The organism is Novosphingobium sp., assembly GCF_040398825.1.
In the GTDB taxonomy this organism is placed as follows: Bacteria; Pseudomonadota; Alphaproteobacteria; order Sphingomonadales; family Sphingomonadaceae; genus Novosphingobium.
In genome coordinates this window covers 174,683-193,797 of the sequence record NZ_JBBATI010000002.1, presented here as the reverse complement: position 1 = coordinate 193,797, position 19,115 = coordinate 174,683, and the positions used below count along the sequence as shown (strand labels likewise).

The window sequence follows — 19,115 nt, the reverse complement described above, 5'->3', positions numbered from 1 at the left end:
GATGATGACGGGATTGATCCGCCGGTTGGGTATGCTGATGGCGCTGGTTTTGGCCATTCCGGCGCAGGCCGCGCCTCTGGCCGCACAGCACGTGACCATTACCACACTGTCGACCATGCTCGCCGATCACGGCATTGGCGAATGGGGCTATGCCGCGCTGGTAGAGGTTGATGGCCATCGCCTGCTGTTCGACACCGGCGCGCATGCCGATGTGGTGCTGCGCAATGCCCAAACATTGGGCATCGATCTGGCGTCGGTCGAAGACGTGGTGATCTCGCACGACCACAATGATCACACGGGTGGGTTGATCGCGCTGCGCCGTGCGATGATGGCCAAAAACCCGCGCGCGCTGTCACACCTGCACGTGGCCACGGGGATTGCCGAAACGCGGTTTGATGCGGCGGGCGCTGCCGACACCGATTTCGCCGCGCTGGAACAGGCCTATCGCGCCACCGGGGGCGTGGTGATCGAACACGCCAGTGCCGCACAACTGGCACCGGGGGTCTGGTTCAGCGGGCCGGTGGCGCGCACGCACGATGAACGCAATTTTCCCGACGACGTGTTTGTGCGCCAGGCCGGCGGGCTGGTGGTCGATCCGGTGGCAGAGGATGCATCGCTGGTGATCGCCACCGCCGACGGTACCGTCATCCTGACCGGGTGCGGCCATGCCGGGATCATGAATATTGCCGATGCGGCGCAGGCGATCGATGGTGATGCGCGGTTGCTGGCGGTGGTCGGCGGGCTGCACCTGTTTGCCAAACCCGATGCGGTGCTGGCGGCGACCGCCGTGCGGCTGAAAGGTCTGCGCTATCTGCTGGCGGCGCATTGCACCGGGATCGAGGCGACCTGGCGGCTGCGCGGCCTGCTGGGGCTCGATCGGCACAGCGCGGTGGTGGCGGCAGTCGGTTCGCGGTTTGTGTGGGGCGGAACCGGCGCCGGGGCGGGGATCGAACCCGGTCGCATTGCCGGTTGATTGGCCGGTTGATTCACGGAAAGTTCAACGCTTCGCGGCATAATGCGTGGCGATGAAACAGCGCCCTTTCCCGATCGCCCTCCTGGCCGCGCTGGCACTGGCGGCGTGCAACCATGACAACCCCGATGCCCGCTTTGCCGAGGCGAAGAAGGCGTTTGCGGCCGAGGATTACGCCCATGCGCGCAGTGCGGTGCTGGCCGCGCTGGATGGCGCGCGCGGCAATCGCGACATGCTGTTGTTGCTGGCGCGCAGCAATCTGGCCCTGCACGATGGCGAAGGCGCCGGCGCCGCGCTGGCGCGGCTGGCCGATGCCGGGATGAACGGGCCCGAATGGAATGAAATGGCGGCAGAGGCAGCGCTGTGGCGCGGGCGGCCCAAAGATATGGCCGACTTGCTGAAAGACGATCAAAGCCCCGCAGCCTGGCGCCTGCGTGGAGAGGCCGCGCTGGCCGACAACGACAGCGCCGCGGCGCTCGCCGATTTTCAGCGCGGGATGGCCGCCGGGGGTGCGGATTTCCGGTTGGCGGCGGATTATGCACGGTTCCTGATCGATGCGGCTGATATCGATGGCGCGGAGCGCGCGCTGGCGGTGATGCGTAACGCGGGGTCGGATCGCATTGATACGCTGCTGATCACCGGTGAAATTGCGCAAGCGCGCGGGCAACTGGATGCGGCCGGGCGTGCCTTTGCCGACGCCGCCGCGCGTTTTCCGGCACGGGTCGAACCGCTGCTGGCGCTGGCCTATCTGGCCGACCTGCGTGGCGACACTGCCGCCACCGCGCGGCTTTCCGATCAGGCGGCGGCGATCGCACCCAGGGATCCCAAAGTGGTATCGCTGATCGTGATGGTTGCGGAAGAGGCCAACAACTGGGCCAAAGTGCGCGATCTGCTGGCCCCGCACGAAACAACGCTCGATCTGCGCAGTGCCGACGGGCTGTCGTATGGCGCAGCACTGCTGAACCTGGGCCACGCCGAGGCTGCGCGTGCGATCTTTCAAAAGGCGTTGCTGCTGTCGCAACAGAACCCTTATGCCCGGCTGATGCTGGCGAAATGCGATCTGGCGGTGGGCGATGGCAGTGGCGCGATGCAGACTATCCGCCCGCTGGCCGATAGCGTGCTGGCTGGTGAGCAGGAGCTGGATGTGGCGATCCGCGCGGCAACAATGGCGCATGATCCCGCGTTGCCCGGGTATCAGCAACGCCGGGCATCGCCGCAATTGGCCATGATCGCGGCCACTGCCGGCGCGGCAACGGCGGCGATGGGGCGGCGTGATTGGGCGGCGGCGCTGGCCGCACTGCGCACGATTCCGGGGGCTGATCGCGATCCCGAAGTGTTGAAAAGGCTGGCATTGGCGGCCAGCAACCTGGGCCAGGCCGATGCGGCGCTGGCCTATGCCGATCATGCGCTGGAGCTTGATCCGCGCAATCCCGATATGCTGCACATTGCCGGGCTGGTGCGCATCAACGCGGGGCGGGACCGTGGCCTGGCGCAATCGCTGTTGCGTCAGGCGCTGGAACGCGATCCGGCCAACCGCCTGTTTCGCGCCGATCTTGCCCGCGCAGGGGTCTGACGCACCAGGCATTGACCGCCCGCGGCCGGGACCGGAATCATCCGGCCCCGATCAGGGCAGGGGTCGTATCAGCAGATCAGCGACGACGGCGACGGGCGACGGCCATGCCGATGAAGCCCAGGCCCATCATGCCCAGCATACCCGGTTCCGGCACGGCAGTGCCGCCCGAAGTCGACGACGTGGTCGAGCTGGTAGAGGTGCCGCCCGACGTGGTGGTGGTGCCACCCGAAGTGGTCGTGGTACCACCCGAAGTGGTGGTGCCGCCAGATGTCGATGACGTGGTGGTGGTGCCGCCCGAGGTCGTCGATGAGGTGGTGGTGCCGCCCGAAGTCGATGAGGTGGTGGTGCCGCCCGAAGTTGACGAAGTTGACGACGAAGAGGTTGAACCGCCACACATGGCTGCGCCGGCCGGGTGGCCGCAATTGCAAAAATGCGCGAGCGCAGGCGTGGGGGCGACGGTCAATGCGCCGGCAAAAACGGTGGCAGCAGCGGCAATAGTGGCAAAACGCTTCATGGAACTTCCCCTGTAACTGACCACATAGGTGTCTGGTTAACCCTTGGCAACGCACGACCCGTGCCAATTGCGGAAAACTGCCATTTTGATTGGTTAACGCCGTGTTTTGATGGGGTGACCTGTAAGAAGTTCCGACTGAATCGCCTTAACATAGGTAAAGATACGTAAAGGTTTGCCATGATTCGGACGTCTGTCGGCGCCCACTTGCGCCCGCCCGGCCTGCGCAACGCTACCCCTGCTGGATCAGCGCCACATCGTTCATGAACCGCACATCGTCGCCGCGCGCCAGCCATTCTGCCGATCGCGCGCAGGCGCCCAGCATCGTCGCCAGATCATCGGTTTCGGCCTTGGCATAGTTGCCCAGCACGTGGCCTAGCACGCGGTCCTTGTGCCCCGGATGGCCAATGCCCAGCCGCACCCGCCGAAATTCGGCATCGCCGTGGCTGTCGATCGATCGTAGCCCGTTGTGCCCCGCCGTGCCGCCACCGACCTTCACCTTGACCTTGAACGGCGCCAGGTCGAGCTCGTCATGAAACACCGTCAGCGCATCGCTGCCCAGCTTGTAGAATCGCAGGGCTTCACCCACCGACCGCCCGCTTTCGTTCATGAATGTCGCCGGTTTCAGCAGCACCACGCGCTGCCCGCCGATCCGACCGTCCTGCACCCAGCCCTGGAATTTCTTTTGCACCGGGCCGAAATCGTGGACATCGGCGATCGTGTCGATCGCCATAAAGCCGACATTGTGCCGGTTCATCGCATATTGCGGGCCCGGATTGCCCAGGCCGACCCAGATCTGCATCACGATGCCTCCTGCAAAGGCGATTAGCGGGGACCAGGCGAAAAAGAACCCCCTTTCCCGGCATGGAAAAGGGGGTTCTGATTTCAGCCAGTCAGACTGGCGACGATGTTGCGATCAGGCCTTGCCCGCGTCGCCTTCGCTCGATTTCAGCGCCGACGGTGCAACGATCGTGGCGATGGTGGCGTCGGCTTCGTGGGTGACCACTTTGCAGCCGGCGGGCACCACGATGTCGTGCATGTGGATCGATGCGCCGATGTCGAGACCGGTGACATCGATGGTGATGTTGTCAGGGATCGCTTCGGGAATGGCGATCAGTTCCAGTTCGTGCGCAACGATGTTCAGCACGCCGCCCTTTTTCAGGCCGGGCGATGCATCTTCGTTGATGAACAGCACGGGCACCTTCACATGCACTGCATGGGTTGCCGAAACGCGCAGGAAATCAACATGTTCGGGACGGTCGGAGACCGGGTGAAACGCAACATCCTTGGGCAGGGTGCGGATCACGGCGCCACCGTCGATGGTCAATTCGACGATCGAATTGAGGAAGTGGCCTGTGCCAAGCGCCTTGCGCAGCGCTTTTTCTTCCAGGTGGATGGCCACCGGGGTCTGGTTGTCGCCATAAACGACGGCGGGTGTGCGGCCGGCACGACGCAGCACGCGGGAGGCTCCCTTGCCTACCTTTTCGCGTGCCTCGGCCGACAGATGCAGCGTTTCGCTCATATGTCTGGTCCTTGGGTTGGTTGGTTTGCGATATTTCCCGCCACGCCTCCAGGGATGACCATGAACGGGAAGCGGCGGCGCATAGCGTTTCGGGCGCGAAAAGCAACCTAATAAACCCGCGTGACGGTCCATCCGCGCGTGCGCAACAGCGTCGGCAGCCCATCACCGCCCACCACATGCGCCGCGCCCACCGCGATGAACGGGCGCGCGCCCTGCCGCAACAGCGCATCGACCCGCCGCAACCACAGCCGGTTGCGCGCCGCCAGCAGTGCCTCGTGGAGCACAGGATCGCCCAGGAAATCGCTGTTGGCTTCGTGCGTCAGGCCCAGCTCGTCACCCTTTAGCCACAGGTTCAGCATTTGCGCATCGCCATCGCGCGGATCGTTAACCTCGCGCGCGACATCGGCCAGCAAGCGGTTTTGCGCGGCCGGTGCCAAAGCGTCGAACACGCCGAACTGGCTGTCGATGGTTTCCAGCCCTTCGACCGGTTTGCCGGGCATGCGCGCGCGCAATTCGGGTTCCACCCCGTCGGCGGCATTGGCCCCGGCGCGTTGGCTGGCCAGTGCCGACAGTTGCAGCGCCACCGCCCAGCTTTCCTGATCCTTGAACTGCGCGTCATTCAGTTTCAGCTTCTGATAGGCACGCAACAGCGCGTCTTTGGCCTGTCCGTCCAGCCGTTCGGCGGGCGCAGGCAGGCCGGGCGTCACTGCCAGCCGCGCCAGTGCCGCGCCGGCCGCGGCAGGCGTGACCGGATCACCGATTTCCATCACCAGCCGGTCCGCGGCGGCCATCGCCGCATCGATGCTGGCGCGGCGCCACTGCGTGCCAGGGGGCAGGGAATGGATGGTGCCCAGTATCCAGCCGCGCGGGGCATGGCCGTCGCTGACCGCCCACAGCGCCACTTGCGGCGCCGGCGCAGGTGGCGGTGCGGGCTGGCATCCGGCAGTCATAAGGCCCAGGGCCAGCAACGCCAGCGCCAGCGTGATGCGACGCATGATCATTGCACCCGCTCTACCCTGATGCCGGCGCGCGCCAGATCATCCCGCACGCTGCCGCGACCGGCAAGGTGCCCGGCACCGATCGCCATGAACACGCGGCCAGGGCGGCGCAGGCGCTGAATGATCCACCGGGCAAAGCGGTGGTTGCGTTGCGTGATCAGGCGATCGATCAGCACCGGATCATCCTTGCCCGCATCGGCGTTCATCAACTGCGCCAGCGCCGTGGCATCGCCTTTGCCCCAGGCGGCAAACATCGCGGTGATCTGCGCATCGATCTGGTCATAGTCATCGATGACCGAGGACAGATAGGCGATCTGCGATGCGCGCGGCAGACTGTCCAGCATGCCGAATTGTTCATCGGGGGTTTCGATGCCGGTGCGCCGCACGGCGCGCGCCGCTTCACGCGCGGACAATTGCGCCTCAACCCCGCCATGCGCATCAAATCCGCGCCGCAGCAGCGGCAGAGTGGACAGCAGCACCGCCGCAAACCACGGTTTTTTGCTGTCGATATCGACCGACACCCCGGCCAGCCGCTGCGCCAGCGCGGTTTGCATTGTCGGCGAAATCATGGTGGACAAGCGTTCGCCCGGCGGCAGCGATTGGCGCGCGGTCAGTGCGGCCAGCGTCCTGGCACCATCGGCGTCGTCGATTTCGGTGGCAATTTCATCCGCATTGTCGGCCGCCTGCGCCACCGCGCCGTTCAACCAGCGCGCATCGGGCGGCAGCATGTGGATCGTGCCAAACAGCCAGATCGTGGTGCGGTGGCGGGTGACCTTCCACAGCGCCGGATGCAGCGTGGCGGGATCAGCAGCGGCAACCATCGGTGCCATCAGCACCAGACAAGCCCACAGGCGAAGGACTGCTTTGCGCATCATGCGCCGGCGATGGCGCAATGATGCGCCCGCCGCAAGCCCGACGCGATTGCCGATCCTTGATTTGCGCGTGCGTATCGGCCAGAGCCGCGCGCATGGCCGACAACACCCAGACCAGCCCCAGTTTTCAGGACATGATCCTGCGGCTCCATGCCTATTGGAGCGCGCATGGCTGCCTGATCCTGCAGCCCTATGACATGCGCGTGGGGGCGGGCACGTTTCACACCGCGACGACTTTGCGCGCGCTCGGCCCCGAATCGTGGAATGCCGCCTATGTGCAGCCCAGCCGGCGGCCGACCGATGGCCGTTACGGCGAAAACCCCAACCGGTTGCAGCACTATTACCAGTACCAGGTGATCATGAAGCCCAGCCCGGCGCATTTTCAGGAGCTCTATCTGGGCAGCCTGTTTGCGATCGGCATCGATCCGCTGCTGCACGATATCCGCTTTGTCGAAGACGACTGGGAATCGCCCACGCTCGGCGCCTGGGGGCTGGGGTGGGAGGTCTGGTGCGACGGCATGGAGGTCAGCCAGTTTACCTATTTTCAGCAGATGGGCGGGTTCGATTGCAAGCCGGTGGCGGGCGAGCTGACGTATGGGCTGGAACGGCTGGCGATGTATATCCAGGGCGTCGACAACGTCTATGACCTGCGCTTCAACGACGCTGTTGAGGGTAAGGGGGGAGTGAGTTACGGCGACGTGTTTCTGGAAAACGAACGCCAGATGTCGAAATGGAACTTTGAAGTCGCCGATACCGACACCCTGTTCGAAGGGTTCCGCCGGGCGGAGGCCGAATGCGCCCGCGCGATCGACGCAAAGGTGCCCATCGCCGCCTATGAACAGGCGATCGAGGCCAGCCACCTGTTCAATCTGTTGCAGGCGCGCGGCGTGATTTCGGTGCAGGAACGCGCCAGCTATATGGCGCGGGTGCGCGATTGCGCACGCGGATCGTGTGAAGCCTATATGGCGCGGTACCAGGACGAATGGGCGGCCAAGTTCCCGGGGTGGAGCGCATGACCGCCGATTTTCTGCTGGAACTGCGCAGCGAAGAAATCCCCGCGCGGATGCAGGCGGGTGCGCGTGCCGATCTGGAACGGCTGTTGCGCAAGGAACTGGCGAGTGCCGGGATCACCCCTGGCACCATCACCGTATGGTCAACCCCGCGCCGGTTGACGCTGGTGGCGCGCGATCTGCCGCTGGCGACAGCTGCCGTACACGAAGAACTGAAAGGCCCGCGCACCAGCGCCCCGGCGCAAGCGCTGGATGGGTTTCTGCGCAAGACCGGGCTGACCGCAGAGCAACTGACAGACCGCGACGGGGTATGGTTTGCCGTGCTGGAAAAGCCGGGCCGCGCCACTGCCGACGTACTGGCCGAGGCGATACCGGCGATCATCCGCGCCTTTCCCTGGCCCAAATCGCAGCGCTGGGGTGCGGATTCGCGCGCCAGCGATTCACTGCGCTGGGTGCGGCCATTGTCGGGGATCATCGCCCTGCTGGGCGGCGAAGTCGTGCCGTGCGAAATCGGCGGGATCGTGTCGGGCCGCGAAACGATCGGGCACCGGTTTCACCACAGCGGCGCCATCACCATCGCCGGCGTTGAGGATTACGCGCCCAAACTGCGCGCCGCGCATGTCATCGTCGATCATGCGGAACGTGAAGCAATCGTGCGTGATGGCGCCGCCCGCACCGCCGCCACGGCCGGGCTGGTACTGGTCGAAGACGAAGGGCTGGTGATCGAAAACGCCGGCCTGACCGAATGGCCGGTACCTCTGCTGGGCCGTTTCGACGCGGAATTTCTGAGCGTCCCGCCCGAAGTCATCCAACTGACCGCGCGCGTAAACCAGAAATATTTCATCTGCCGGGATGCGGCAGGGGCATTGGCCAATGCCTTCATCTGCACCGCCAACATCGAAGCCCACGATGGCGGCGCAGCGATCATCGACGGCAACCGCAAAGTGCTCGCCGCGCGGCTTTCCGACGCGCGCTTTTTCTGGGAACAGGATCAGAAAACCCCGCTGGCCGAACAGGCCAAAAAGCTGGCGCGCATCACTTTCCATGAAAAGCTGGGCAGCCTGGCCGACAAAGTCGCGCGCGTGGCCGATCTGGCTGAAGCGCTTTGCGCGCATATCCCCGGTGCCGACCCGGCCCAGGCGCGGCTTGCGGCCGAACTGTGCAAGGCCGATCTGGTGACCGAAATGGTCGGCGAATTCCCCGAATTGCAGGGCCTTATGGGTGGATATTACGCCCGTGTCGAAGGTCTGCCCGCCGCCGTGGCCGATGCCATCCGTGACCATTACAAGCCGGTGGGCCAAGGCGATGATGTGTCAGTCGCCCCGGTGACCGTAGCTGTGGCTTTGGCGGACAAGCTTGATACACTGCGTTCGTTCTTTGCGATCGATGAAAAGCCAACCGGGTCGAAAGACCCGTTTGCGCTGCGGCGTGCGGCGCTGGGTGTGATCCGCCTGATCACTGATAACGGGCTGCGCTTTGGCCTGGCACAGGGCGATTTGCTGGCGTTCTTCGCCGACCGGCTGAAGGTGCAGCAGCGCGAGGCTGGGGTGCGCCACGATCTGATCGACGCGGTGTTTGCCGGCGGGGACGAGGACGATCTGGTCCGCCTGCTGGCGCGGGTCCATGCCTTGCAGGCGTTTGTCGGCACCGACGACGGCACCAATCTGCTGGCCGGGTACAAACGCGCTGCCAATATCCTGAAAAAGGAAAGCTGGGACAGCTTCCCGCAGGACTATGCGCCCGAACCGGCAGAGGCGGCGCTGGCGGATGCCTTGGCGATGGCCATCGGGGGGGTTGACGCAGGCATCGCGGCAGAGGACTTTACCGCGGCGATGGCCGCGCTGGCGGCGTTGCGTGCGCCGATCGACGCGTTTTTCGAAGCGGTTACGGTTAATGATGCGGATGCGAACAAACGGGCCAATCGGTTGGCGCTGCTTGACCTTTTTCGTGCTGCAGTGCACAAGGTGGCGGATTTTTCGCGCATTGAAGGGTAACGGCGCCGGGTCAAACCGGGCGCCATTGGGATAAACCGAGGAGCCATCCGGGTTATGAGTGCATACGTATTCCATTTTGGTGGTGGTGCCCGGTCGGAAGATCCGCGTTCGCGCGACAGGACGATTGCCGGCGGCAAGGGATCGAACCTGGCCGAAATGGCCAGCATCGGCCTGCCGGTTCCCCCCGGTTTCACCATCAGCACCGAAATCTGCACACAATACAACAGCGCCGGCAAGACGTTTGACGCCGATCTGCGCGCCGCGGTGGCGACGGGCGTAACCCATATCGAAGGTGCCACGGGCCGCGTGTTTGGCGATGCGTCCAATCCTCTGCTGGTGTCGGTGCGGTCGGGCGCGCGGGTGTCGATGCCGGGCATGATGGATACCGTGCTCAACCTCGGGCTGAACGATGCGACGGTGCAGGGGCTGGCCAGCGGCGCCGGCGATGCGCGTTTTGCCTGGGATTCGTACCGCCGGTTCATCCAGATGTATTCCGACGTGGTGCTGGGGCTGGACCACCACCGGTTTGAAGATGCGCTGGAAATCGCCAAGGAAGACAACGGTTTCTACAACGATGTTGAGATGCAGGCCGATCATTGGCAGGCGCTCGTGACGCAGTACAAGGCGATTGTCGAAGACGAACTGGGCCGCCCGTTCCCGCAGGATGTGCACGAACAGCTGTGGGGCGCGATCGCCGCGGTGTTTGACAGCTGGGAAAGCGACCGCGCCAAAGTCTATCGCCGGTTGAATGCGATCCCGGGCGACTGGGGCACCGCGGTCAATGTGCAGGCGATGGTGTTCGGCAACATGGGCGATACATCCGCCACCGGGGTCGCGTTTACCCGCGATCCGGCCACCGGCACCAAAAGCTATTACGGCGAATGGCTGGTCAATGCGCAAGGTGAAGATGTCGTCGCCGGCATCCGCACCCCGCAATACCTGACCCGTGCCGCGCGCGAACTGGCCGGCGCCAAACCGCTGTCGATGGAAGAGGCGATGCCCGCTGCCTATGCCGAACTGGCGGCGGTGTTCGAACTGCTGGAGCGCCATTACAAGGACATGCAGGATATCGAATTCACGGTCGAACAGGGCAAGCTGTGGATGCTGCAGACCCGTTCGGGCAAACGCACGGCCAAGGCTGCGCTGAAAATGGCCGTGGACATGGTGCATGAAGGGCTGATCGACGAAACCACCGCGATCAAGCGTGTTGATCCGATGGCGCTGGACCAGTTGCTGCACCCCACGCTCGATCCCAAGGCGCCGCGCGACGTGTTGACTCGCGGACTGCCGGCATCGCCGGGCGCGGCATCGGGCGCGGTGGTGTTCGATGCCGATACCGCCGAACGCCTGGCCGAACGCGGTGATGCGGTGATCCTGGTGCGGGTGGAAACCAGCCCTGAAGACATCCACGGCATGCACGCGGCACGCGGCGTGCTGACCGCGCGCGGCGGCATGACCAGCCATGCCGCAGTGGTGGCGCGCGGGATGGGGCGCCCGTGTGTGTCGGGCGCTTCGGCACTGTCGATCGACATGGCGGGCCGCGTGGCGCGCATCGGTGGCCGTGAACTGCGCGAAGGCGACGTGATCACGCTCGACGGATCGAACGGCGAAGTCATGGCCGGCGAAGTGCGCACGGTGGAACCCGAACTGGTTGGCGATTTTGCCGTGCTGATGGCCTGGGCCGACGGGCACCGCCGCATGAAAGTGCGCGCCAATGCCGACACCCCCCACGATTGCGCGGTCGCGCGCCAGTTCGGTGCCGAAGGCGTCGGGCTGTGCCGCACCGAACACATGTTTTTCGATGCCGCGCGCATCCTGTCGGTGCGCCAGATGATCCTGGCGGAAAACGAGGCCGGACGCCGCGCCGCGCTGACCAAGCTGCTGCCCGAACAGCGCAGCGATTTCACCGGGATCTTCGAGGTCATGGCCGGGCTGCCGGTGACCATCCGCCTGCTCGATCCGCCGCTGCACGAATTCCTGCCGACTGGCGCCGCAGAATTTGAAGAACTGGCCGAAGTGACCGGGCTGGGGGTCGATCACCTGCGCCGCCGCGCCGATGAACTGCACGAATTCAACCCGATGCTGGGGCATCGCGGCTGCCGCCTGGGCATTACTTTCCCCGAAATCTATGAAATGCAGGCGCGCGCGATTTTTGAAGCTGCGCTGGATGTGGTGGCCAAATCGGGCGCCGCGGTGGTGCCCGAAGTGATGATCCCACTGGTCGCCACGCGCAAGGAACTGGAAATCCTGCGCGCGCTGGTCGACCGCGTCGCGGCAGAGGTGTTCGCCGAACGTGGAACCAGCCTGGATTATCTGGTGGGGACGATGATCGAACTGCCGCGCGCGGCGCTGATGGCGCACGAAATTGCCGAAGAAGCGACGTTCTTTTCGTTCGGCACCAACGACCTGACGCAGACCACATTGGGGGTCAGCCGCGACGACGCCGCGCGGTTCCTGAATCCTTATGTGGAAAAGGGCATCTATCCGCGCGACCCGTTCGTCAGCCTGGATATCGAAGGCGTAGGCCAATTGGTGGAACTGGCCGCCGAACGTGGCCGCAAGACCCGGCCCGATATCAAGCTGGGCATTTGCGGCGAACATGGCGGTGATCCGGCCTCGATCGCGTTCTGCGAAAAAGTCGGGCTCGATTACGTGTCGGCCAGCCCCTATCGCGTGCCGATCGCGCGCCTGGCTGCTGCGCAGGCCGCGCTGATTTAAAGACGAGCACGTTTCAAGGCATCGACGTTAGCCCCTCGCTTCAGGTGAGGGGCTGGTGAGGGGTGTCCAGCGCCCGAATTGTCGCGCGCCATCGCAGCGCCGAACACCCCCACCCAACCCTCCCCCTGAGGGGGAGGGCTTACGTATCGTGCTCGCACAGCACTGGCGGAATGCGCGTCGAATCGCCGTAAACGTCAGAACTTCGGCGGCCGCAGTGCCTTGGCCCAGCCCGACAGGGTCAGGATTTCAAACGTTTCGATTGTGCGGCCGTCCTGCGCCAGCGCGGCAAACGCGGCATTTGCGCGTGCCAGTGCCGCCTTGCCCAGCGGCGCGCCGCCCCGCAACAGGCACGCGGACAGGCCCTGCGCGCGCAGGTCGCCCACCAGCCGCGCCAGGCTGCGATAGCTGACCTTCACGCTGCGGCTGTCAACCACCGGATCGGCAAAACCGGCACGCTGCAGCAATTGCCCGCCCGCACGCACATCGATCTGCGGGTGCAACCGGGGCGCCGGGCGGTCGGCATCGGCGGCCAGCATTGCGGTGCGCAGCGCCGGCAGGCCGCCCGCGCCGGGTATCGCTACCATCGCCAGGCCATCGGGTGCCAGCGCGCGGCGCAGATGGATCAGCGCGCCGGGCAAATCGTTGATGGTATCGAGCGTGCCCAGGCTGACGGTCAGGTCGAACGGCGTGGCAAAGCCCAGCGGCGCTTCTTCATCCAGCGCGCATTCGCCGGCGATCGGCGCCGGGTCTGCGCGCGTCACTGCCGCGCCCTGTGCCGCCAGTGCCGCCGCCAGCGTGCCGGTCACATCGCCCACCACCAGTGCGCGCGCCGGGGCATGGCGCAGAAAGCTCAGCCGGTCGAGAACATCGTCGACCATGTCGGCATGGATGAAACGCGCGGCATCCGCACCGCGTTGCAGCACGCGCATGCGCTGCCGCAGTGCGATGCGGCGCGCCGGCGCAAAGATGGCTGGCGGGCGGGGCGGGGCACTGGGCGTGGATGCGGTCATCCCGGTTCCCTGCCGTGTGGCGCGGCGCTTGCCAAGTGGGCGATGCGCGCCGAAGCTGCGGTGGGTGCGGGACTGGGCGGAATCGGGGACGGGCAATGGCAGCAGTATCGGCATTGGGCCAGGCGCTGACCCCGCTGATCGATCTGGTCTATCCGCCGCGCTGCCCGTTGTGCGGCGATGCGCTGGCGCAGCAGGGCGGCCTGTGCATCACCTGCTGGCGGGGGCTGGCGATACCTGGCGATCCATCTTGCACGCTGTGTCAGCGGCCCTTGCCCGACCGGATCGTGCAACAGGGCGTGGATGCTGCGCTGGCCATGGCCGATGCCGCGCAAGGGGCGTGGGTCTGTGCGCCGTGCATGGCCGACCCACCGGCGCACGAAGGCGTTGCGGCGGCGACGCTGTACAACGACACCAGCCGGCGCATGATGCTGGCGTTCAAGCATGGTCGCAAAATTGGCCTGGCCGGCCTGATGGTGCAGCTGATGGTGCCGCGCCTGCCGGCGCTGGAGGGGGATTGGCTGGTGGTACCGGTGCCGCTGCATCGCTGGCGGCTGTGGCGGCGCGGGTTCAACCAGTCGGCGCTGCTGGCGCGGGCAATCGCGCGCCAATTGGGTCAGCCGGTGCTGGTCGATGCGCTGCTCCGCCCGCGCGCGACCCCGCCGTTGGGGCATCTGGGGCGGCGCCAGCGCGCGGCCCTGCTGCAGGGGGCGATCCGCGGCAATCCGGCGGCAACGGCACGGTTGAAGGGTGCGAATGTGTTGCTGGTCGATGATGTGCTGACCAGCGGTGCAACCACCAATGCCTGCGTCGCAGCGCTGCGCAAGGCGGGTGCGGCGCATGTGCGGATTGTGTGTTTTGCGCGGGTGATCGACGATACCCAGGCCATCGCGACCCACATGCCTGAGGCCGAACTGGCCATGTCGGGCATGTAATTCGCACAAACCCGAACCGCACAAACCCGAACCGCACAAACAATGACGCCCGGAACGTGAGTCCCGGGCGTCAGGCGTGACGAAAGTTTCAGCGAAATGGTATGCTTTCACACACCGGGCAGCCCCCCGACTGCTTACGCTCGTATTCCCTCATGTTCCCTCCGGCGGGCGGTTCAACGCACCTGCCCGCAAGAGTTATTCCCTGAACTTTGGCGCTTGCTGCGCCGCCTTGCAGCGGTTCAGAATGCGGTTCCCTCAAACCGCCATTGCTCTGTGCCGTGAAGCTGCGATGCGCGAAACGGGAATGTCACACAGGCATGGATTTTGCCCATCCTCTGTGGTTATCCTGCAACAAATACCGCGGTTGACGCGGCATAACCCCTATTTTGGCGCGTATTTATGCAAAGGCGCCCTGATTTTGGCAAAGGATCGTCCCATTTCATCCTCCACCACGTCCGATACCGAACTGCGCGAACAGGGCAGCGTGTTCCTGCCGCGCTTCGATTCTCAGGGGTTGGTCACCGCGGTGGCCATTGATCATGGCAGTGGCCGGCTGCTGATGCTGGCGCACATGAATGCCGAGGCGATCGCGCGCACGCGCGAAACCGGGTTTGCCCATTTCTGGTCGCGGTCGCGTGCGCGGCTGTGGATGAAGGGCGAAACATCCGGCCATGTGCTGCGCGTGGTCGAAATCCGGGTGGATTGCGACCAGGATGCGCTGGAACTGGTGGTCGATGCCGCCGGACCCGCCTGCCACACGCTGGCGCAAAGCTGCTTCTATCGCCGGCTAACCCTGGCCGGGGGCTTGGAACGGGTCGAACCAGATTGACGTTTACGTAAGGGGTAGCTAGTGGCCAGGCATGTCCGATGCACCAGCCAGCCAGCCGAGTCACGCAGCCTTGAACGATCATGCCGCGCATCATCCCGCGCATCATCCTGTGCCCGACCATGACACGATGTCGGACCATACCGGCCATCTGCACCAGCCCGATGCGCTGTCGCGCGACAGCTATACCATTTCCGATCTGTCGGCCGAATTTGGCGTGACCGCGCGTGCCTTGCGGTTTTACGAGGATGAAGGCCTGATCGCACCCACCCGCCACGGCCTGTCACGGATCTATTCAAAACGCGATCGGGCGCGGCTGGCGTGGATCATGCGGGCCAAGAATGTCGGGTTCAGCCTGTCGGAAATCCGCGACATGATCGATCTGTATGATCTGGGCGACGGGCGCAGCGAACAGCGCCGGGTGACCGTTGCCAAATGCCGCGAACGCATCGACAACTTGCGCCGCCAGCAACACGATATTGAGGCGACCATTGCCGAATTGACCAGCTTTGTCGCGCTGGTGGTAGACCACGAGCCCAGCGCAGCGCATGAAATGCCCGCGCCGCGACCAACCCGCACCATGCCACAGGAGCATACCCATGCCGGTCTATAAGGCCCCGACCCGCGACACGCGGTTTGTCATCAACGAACTGATCGGGCTGGAACATTTTCAGAATCTGCCGGGCTTTGCCAATGCCGCGCGCGATCTGACCGATGCCGTGATCGAAGAAGCGGGGCGGTTCGTGGCCGAGGTCGTCGCCCCGCTCAACCAGATTGGCGATCGCGAAGGCTGCACCCGGCATCCTGACGGCAGTGTGACCACGCCGACCGGGTTCAAGGCGGCCTATCGCCAGTATGTCGACGGTGGCTGGGCCACGCTGAGCGGGCCGGAGCAGTATGGCGGGCAGGGCCTGCCGCATGTCATCGGCTTTGTGATGGAGGAATACCTCGCCAGCGCCAACCAGGCCTTTGCGATGTACCCAGGCCTGGCCAACGGTGCGATTTCGGCAATCATCAGCAAGGGATCACCTGAACAGCAGGCGACTTATCTGCCCAAAATGATCAGCGGCGAATGGCTGGGCACGATGAACCTGACCGAACCGCATTGCGGCACCGATCTGGGGCTGTTGCGCACCCGCGCCGAACCGCAGGCCGATGGCAGCTATGCGATCACGGGTACCAAGATCTTCATTTCGGCAGGCGATCATGACCTGTGCGAAAACATCATCCACCTGGTGCTGGCCAAGACGCCGGGCGCGCCCGAATCGTCAAAGGGCATTTCGCTGTTCATCGTGCCCAAATTCCTGGTCAATGCCGATGGCACGCCGGGCGCGCGCAACGCGGTGACTGTGGGATCGATCGAAAACAAGATGGGCATCCACGGCAATGCCACCTGCGTCATGAACTATGACGGCGCCACCGGGTTTTTGGTGGGGGAGGAATGCAAAGGGCTGGCCGCGATGTTCATCATGATGAACGCGGCGCGGCTGGGCGTGGGCATGCAGGGACTGGCACAGGCCGAAGTCGCCTATCAGAACGCGGTGGTCTATGCCGGTGACCGGCGCCAGGGTCGCGCGCTGACCGGCCCGGCCGAGCCATCGCAAAAGGCCGACCTGCTGTTTGTGCACGCGGACGTGCGCCGCATGCTGATGGATGCCAAGACTTTTACCGAAGGCATGCGCGCGCTGTGCCTGTGGGGCGCGCTGCAGGTCGATCTGTCGCACGATTCGCCGACCGAGGACGAACGCCAGGCCGCCGACGATGTGATCAGCCTGCTGACCCCGGTGATCAAGGGCTATGGCACCGACATGGGCTACAAGACCGCGACCGATATGCAGCAGATCTGGGGCGGCCACGGTTATATTTCCGAAAACGGCATGGAACAGTTCGTGCGCGATGCGCGGATCGCGATGATTTACGAAGGCGCCAATGGCGTGCAGGCGATGGACCTGTGCGGGCGCAAGCTGGCCGCCAACGGTGGACGCGCGATCCAGCGGCTGTTTGCGCTGGTCGATGCCGAGGTTGCCGGTGACAACGCCGATCCCGCGGTGGCGCTGGTGGCCGAACGGCTGGGCCAGGCCAACACCGAACTGAAAAGCGCGACCATGTGGTTCATGCGCAATGCCATGGCCAATCCCGACAACCTGGGCGCGGGGGCCTATGCCTTCATGACCATGACCGGGGTGGTTTCACTGGGCCTGATGTGGCTGAAAATGGCGCGTATCGCGGCTGCTGCGCTGGCGGCGGGCAGCGACGAGGCGGCGTTTTACCAGGCCAAACTGACCTGCGCGCAGCACTGGGCGCTGCGCTTTGCACCACAGGCCGGCGCGCTACGGCACGAAGTTGAGGCCGGCGCACAAACGGTGATGGCGCTGCCGGTAGAGGCCTTTGCCACGGCGTGACCCGCAAAAGCCGCTCCCCTCAGAGGAGGGGTTGGGGAAGGGTGTCCTGCGTCCGCAATGACGCGCCCAGTTCTTGCCTCGGACACCCCCACCCAACCCTCCCCCTGAGGGGGAGGGCTTTTTTTCAGCCGTAAATCTCATCCAGCAGGCCGGTCAGCGCGGCCCATGACTGGCGGTCTGCGCTGGCGTCATAACCTATGGCCGGCAGGCCGCGTGCATCGCTGCCAGGGTCGGTAAAGCCGTGTTTGACCCCGGCATAGCTGTGGAAATGCCAGTTGGCGCAGGCGGCGTCCATTTCTTCCCAGAACGCCAGCACTTGCGCGCGCGGCACCAGCGGATCGGCATCGCCGTGGCTGATCAGGATGCGCGGGGTAATCGGTGTCTGTGCGGTTGCCGGGCGGTCGGTTGACAGGATGCCGTGGAAACTGGCCACCAGCGCCAGATTTTCGCCGCTGCGCGCCGCCTCCAGCACCGCTTGCCCGCCCATGCAATATCCGACCGCCGACAGCGTCAGATCACCTGCCAGCGCACGCAGGGCGCTGACCGCTGCACCAATGCGGCGGCGATAGCCATCGACATCGCCGCGTAACGCCGCTGCCAGCGTGACCGCATGGGCAAAGTCGCTGACTGCGGTGCCGTAAAAATCGGCAATCAGCGTCACAAACCCGGCCTGCGCCAGCATGTCCGCGCGCCGCTCCATCGGCGCATTGACGTTCATGATCGTGGGAAACACCACGATCGCACCGTTTGGTGGCCCGGCCGGGCGCGCCAGCCAGCCGGTCAGCGTCACCGTGCCGTCGGTATAATCGATGCGTTCCAGCGCCATATGCGGTCATTCCGGCAGGAAATCGGGCACCGACAGATACCGTTCGCCGGTGTCGTAATTGAACCCCAGCACGCGGCTGCCCGCGGGCAATTCGGGCAGTTTCTGCGCGATCGCGGCCAAGGTCGCGCCCGAACTGATCCCCACCAGCAGGCCTTCGACGCTGGCGCTGCGCCGTGCCCAATCCTTGGCGGCGGCGGGATCGACCTGGATCGCGCCTTCGATTGAGCGGGTGTGCAGGTTGCCGGGGATGAACCCGGCGCCAATCCCCTGGATCGGGTGCGGCGCGGGCTGTCCGCCCGAAATCACCGGCGACAGTGTCGGTTCGACCGCCCAGGCCTGCATATGCGGCCAGTCCTGTTTCAGCCGTTCGGCACAGCCGGTCAGGTGCCCGCCGGTGCCAACCCCGGTGATCATCACGTCGATCGGCGTATCGGCAAAATCGTTGAGGATTTCGATCGCGGTGGTGGCCACGTGCACCGCGATGTTGGCGGGGTTTTCAAACTGTTGCGGCATCCATGCGCCTGGCGTTTCCTCCACCAGCTGGCGCGCGCGTTCGATCGCGCCTTTCATGCCCTTTTCACGCGGGGTCAGGTCAAATGTCGCGCCATAGGCCAGCATCAGCCGGCGGCGTTCGATCGACATCGATTCGGGCATGACCAGCACCAGGCGATAACCTTTGACCGCGGCGACCATGGCCAGCCCGATGCCGGTGTTGCCCGATGTCGGTTCGATGATCGTGCCGCCGGGTTGCAGGCTGCCATCGGCCTCGGCCGCATCGATCATCGCCAGCGCGATGCGGTCCTTGATCGAACCGCCGGGATTGGCGCGCTCGCTTTTGATCCACACCTCATGGTCAGGAAACAGCCGGGCCATACGGATATGCGGGGTGGCACCGATGGTGGCGAGAACGGAATCCGCTTTCATGTCGCATGCTCCTGAAAAAAGGGAATC

General features: G+C 65.0%; 18 protein-coding genes. 10 read left to right on the top strand and 8 right to left on the bottom strand.

Features of this window, described 5'->3' with window-relative positions; translation table 11 throughout:
- Nucleotide 1: 1 nt before the first annotated feature.
- Nucleotides 2-973, top strand: coding sequence for an MBL fold metallo-hydrolase (locus ABWP89_RS02295; RefSeq protein ID WP_353226891.1), 972 nt, complete (start codon nucleotides 2-4; stop codon nucleotides 971-973).
- A gap of 52 nt (nucleotides 974-1,025) precedes the next feature.
- The gene (locus tag ABWP89_RS02290; RefSeq protein ID WP_353226890.1) at nucleotides 1,026-2,543 is read left to right on the top strand and encodes a tetratricopeptide repeat protein; all 1,518 of its coding nucleotides are present in this window, start codon (nucleotides 1,026-1,028) and stop codon (nucleotides 2,541-2,543) included.
- 76 nt (nucleotides 2,544-2,619) lie between these two features.
- Here ABWP89_RS02290 and ABWP89_RS02285 read toward each other — a convergent pair whose 3' ends face one another.
- Nucleotides 2,620-2,670: a hypothetical protein gene (locus ABWP89_RS02285; RefSeq protein WP_353226909.1), complete on the bottom strand. Its 51-nt coding sequence runs from the start codon at nucleotides 2,668-2,670 to the stop codon at nucleotides 2,620-2,622.
- Here ABWP89_RS02285 and ABWP89_RS02280 point away from each other — a divergent pair.
- Nucleotides 2,654-3,073 carry a hypothetical protein gene (locus ABWP89_RS02280; protein WP_353226913.1) on the top strand — a complete coding sequence of 140 codons (420 nt, stop codon included), beginning with the start codon at nucleotides 2,654-2,656 and terminating at the stop codon, nucleotides 3,071-3,073. The genes ABWP89_RS02285 and ABWP89_RS02280 overlap by 17 nt on opposite strands.
- A 213-nt stretch (nucleotides 3,074-3,286) precedes the next feature.
- Here ABWP89_RS02280 and pth read toward each other — a convergent pair whose 3' ends face one another.
- The 4 genes from pth to ABWP89_RS02260 all read right to left on the bottom strand — a co-directional run bounded on the left by pth (nucleotide 3,287) and on the right by ABWP89_RS02260 (nucleotide 6,404).
- Nucleotides 3,287-3,856: an aminoacyl-tRNA hydrolase gene (gene pth, locus ABWP89_RS02275; protein WP_353226908.1), complete on the bottom strand. Its 570-nt coding sequence runs from the start codon at nucleotides 3,854-3,856 to the stop codon at nucleotides 3,287-3,289.
- Nucleotides 3,857-3,970: 114 nt separating this feature from the next.
- Nucleotides 3,971-4,576 carry a 50S ribosomal protein L25/general stress protein Ctc gene (locus ABWP89_RS02270; RefSeq protein WP_353226889.1) on the bottom strand — a complete coding sequence of 202 codons (606 nt, stop codon included), beginning with the start codon at nucleotides 4,574-4,576 and terminating at the stop codon, nucleotides 3,971-3,973.
- A gap of 107 nt (nucleotides 4,577-4,683) precedes the next feature.
- The gene (locus tag ABWP89_RS02265; protein ID WP_353226887.1) at nucleotides 4,684-5,577 is read right to left on the bottom strand and encodes a TraB/GumN family protein; all 894 of its coding nucleotides are present in this window, start codon (nucleotides 5,575-5,577) and stop codon (nucleotides 4,684-4,686) included.
- Complete coding sequence (locus tag ABWP89_RS02260; RefSeq protein WP_353226885.1) at nucleotides 5,574-6,404, bottom strand: TraB/GumN family protein; 831 nt, start codon at nucleotides 6,402-6,404, stop codon at nucleotides 5,574-5,576. The genes ABWP89_RS02265 and ABWP89_RS02260 overlap by 4 nt, the downstream gene beginning before the upstream one ends.
- Before the next feature lie 137 nt (nucleotides 6,405-6,541).
- Here ABWP89_RS02260 and ABWP89_RS02255 point away from each other — a divergent pair, with 137 nt between their 5' ends.
- Genes ABWP89_RS02255 through ppdK form a run of 3 tightly spaced genes read left to right on the top strand, consistent with a single transcriptional unit; the run spans nucleotide 6,542 to nucleotide 12,168 of the window.
- Complete coding sequence (locus ABWP89_RS02255; protein ID WP_353226884.1) at nucleotides 6,542-7,462, top strand: glycine--tRNA ligase subunit alpha; 921 nt, start codon at nucleotides 6,542-6,544, stop codon at nucleotides 7,460-7,462.
- Nucleotides 7,459-9,450, top strand: a complete 1,992-nt coding sequence (gene glyS / locus ABWP89_RS02250) for a glycine--tRNA ligase subunit beta (protein ID WP_353226882.1) — start codon at nucleotides 7,459-7,461, stop codon at nucleotides 9,448-9,450. Before ABWP89_RS02255 ends, glyS begins: the two co-directional genes overlap by 4 nt.
- A 54-nt stretch (nucleotides 9,451-9,504) precedes the next feature.
- Nucleotides 9,505-12,168, top strand: coding sequence for a pyruvate, phosphate dikinase (gene ppdK, locus ABWP89_RS02245; protein WP_353226880.1), 2,664 nt, complete (start codon nucleotides 9,505-9,507; stop codon nucleotides 12,166-12,168).
- A gap of 194 nt (nucleotides 12,169-12,362) precedes the next feature.
- On the opposite strand, the gene ABWP89_RS02240 is transcribed toward ppdK, so the two are convergent.
- Complete coding sequence (locus ABWP89_RS02240) at nucleotides 12,363-13,178, bottom strand: methyltransferase domain-containing protein (protein WP_353226879.1); 816 nt, start codon at nucleotides 13,176-13,178, stop codon at nucleotides 12,363-12,365.
- Nucleotides 13,179-13,273: 95 nt separating this feature from the next.
- On the opposite strand from ABWP89_RS02240, the gene ABWP89_RS02235 reads away from it, so the two are divergent.
- The 4 genes from ABWP89_RS02235 (at nucleotide 13,274) to ABWP89_RS02220 (ending at nucleotide 17,338) form a co-directional block, all read left to right on the top strand.
- Nucleotides 13,274-14,110 carry a ComF family protein gene (locus ABWP89_RS02235; protein ID WP_353226878.1) on the top strand — a complete coding sequence of 279 codons (837 nt, stop codon included), beginning with the start codon at nucleotides 13,274-13,276 and terminating at the stop codon, nucleotides 14,108-14,110.
- Between the two features lie 418 nt (nucleotides 14,111-14,528).
- A complete protein-coding gene (gene hisI, locus ABWP89_RS02230) occupies nucleotides 14,529-14,939 on the top strand; it encodes a phosphoribosyl-AMP cyclohydrolase (RefSeq protein WP_353226876.1) in 411 nt (136 codons plus the stop codon).
- Nucleotides 14,940-15,066: 127 nt separating this feature from the next.
- Complete coding sequence (locus tag ABWP89_RS02225) at nucleotides 15,067-15,549, top strand: MerR family transcriptional regulator (protein ID WP_353226907.1); 483 nt, start codon at nucleotides 15,067-15,069, stop codon at nucleotides 15,547-15,549.
- Nucleotides 15,536-17,338 (top strand): acyl-CoA dehydrogenase C-terminal domain-containing protein, encoded by a 1,803-nt coding sequence (locus ABWP89_RS02220; RefSeq protein WP_353226875.1) that lies wholly within the window; start codon nucleotides 15,536-15,538, stop codon nucleotides 17,336-17,338. Before ABWP89_RS02225 ends, ABWP89_RS02220 begins: the two co-directional genes overlap by 14 nt.
- Nucleotides 17,339-17,462: 124 nt before the next feature.
- Here the strand turns inward: ABWP89_RS02220 and ABWP89_RS02215 are convergent, their stop codons facing one another.
- Both ABWP89_RS02215 and cysK read right to left on the bottom strand, forming a co-directional pair.
- Entirely contained in the window at nucleotides 17,463-18,164 is a 702-nt protein-coding gene (locus ABWP89_RS02215; RefSeq protein WP_353226874.1) for a dienelactone hydrolase family protein, read from the bottom strand.
- Nucleotides 18,165-18,170: 6 nt separating this feature from the next.
- Nucleotides 18,171-19,088: a cysteine synthase A gene (cysK, locus tag ABWP89_RS02210; protein WP_353226872.1), complete on the bottom strand. Its 918-nt coding sequence runs from the start codon at nucleotides 19,086-19,088 to the stop codon at nucleotides 18,171-18,173.
- Nucleotides 19,089-19,115 lie beyond the last annotated feature (27 nt).